General features: G+C 31.1%; 1 protein-coding gene and 1 pseudogene. Both read left to right on the top strand.

All coding sequences use genetic code 11. The annotated features are described in order from the left end of the window. Positions 1-329, top strand: a pseudogene (locus AC1DTM_RS26815) (translation initiation inhibitor); the annotation flags it as partial. A gap of 210 nt (positions 330-539) precedes the next feature. Continuing rightward, positions 540-1,307: a DUF3959 family protein gene (locus AC1DTM_RS26810; protein ID WP_477001312.1), complete on the top strand. Its 768-nt coding sequence runs from the start codon at positions 540-542 to the stop codon at positions 1,305-1,307. Positions 1,308-1,324 lie beyond the last annotated feature (17 nt).

The raw sequence follows: 1,324 nt of genomic DNA, 5'->3' as shown, positions 1-1,324 counted from the left end.
TATTTGTAGATCAAATGGGAATTTACTATAGTACGGCTGCATACGAATTAAATTGCAATGAGATAGTACAGCAGCACATACTCGAAGTTATCCCGTTTGGTGTAAAATCTGAGGAAAGAGAAGAAATCGCCAAAATGATACATTACATGTGCTGTAAATCAACCTTGCTCTCGGAACAAAATATTCATAATACGCATGTAATGCATATGGTTAAATTAATTAAAAATTATACTACAGATATTGATTCAAGGGAGTTTAAAGAATTCAGTGACGAATTAGATGCAGATGTAATAATTTTAGAAAAAGAAGATGCATTGATATTAATATAAATAATAGTATACAAATCCTGCTAGTAATAATGAGCAGGATTTGTCATTTTTTCATGTAAATAAGGCTATCCTTTGTCATGTATCTTTTCTTTTACGTATTTACTTTATTTACATACAGGATTAAGATGTTTTTTAGAAATACAAAAACTACATCATATGGAAAAGCGATTTTTATTAATTGAAAAGAAAATTTGAAAGGAATGGGGAATTGTGAAGAAATTAGATGTATTATTAATGCTACTGAGCGGCCTCTTTCCAATTGCAGGAATGTTAAAGCAAATCCCTCTTGAACAATCTTTATATATTGGAGGACTTTTATTTTTTACTAGTTTCGGTAGTTACTTTGCGAAAAAGATATATTCACGTATATGTAGCTGGATAGCATATGCACCATTTATAACACTACTGTTAGTTATTTGGAATCAGGATATTTCAACAAGTGCTATAATAGCAAATGCCAAAATTGCCGCTTGTATGGCTTTAATACCTTGTATATTCCGCTTTCGTACATACGGGCTTACTTTAGGTTTATTCTCATTATGGGCCGCTTTATTATGGGATATAAAAGAAGTACAGTCGTTAGTCATACTTGAGCGTATGACGAGTTTAATGACAAGCAATTACGTATATCTTTTACTCTTGGTTGGAGGACTTATATTAGGTGGATTACTTGCGACGTTAATTCATCGAAAAGAGAAAGATAATAATAAAGAAAATACAAATCTATTTAAACAAAAAAAGAAAMGTAAAAGGCTATCATTTAAGATCCGCTTTCCAAGATTACCGAAATTTAAGATGAAATTATTTAAGTTTGGTGGAAAAGGTTCTAAACGTAAAACGTCAGAAATAATGCATGAGCGTAATAACGAAGAACCAGTTGTAACATATGAAATGGCAGAGCAAATAGATCAATATAAAGAAAGTACTGTTCAAGGACAAACTAGGATGGAACGTCGAAAAAATAGGTATAATGCATAATAAATTTCACTAACCCC

This window comes from Bacillus sp. P4_D3, from assembly GCF_056401855.1.
The sequence above is the reverse complement of the archived record's forward strand: the minus strand, read 5'-3'. Positions and strand labels throughout refer to the sequence as shown.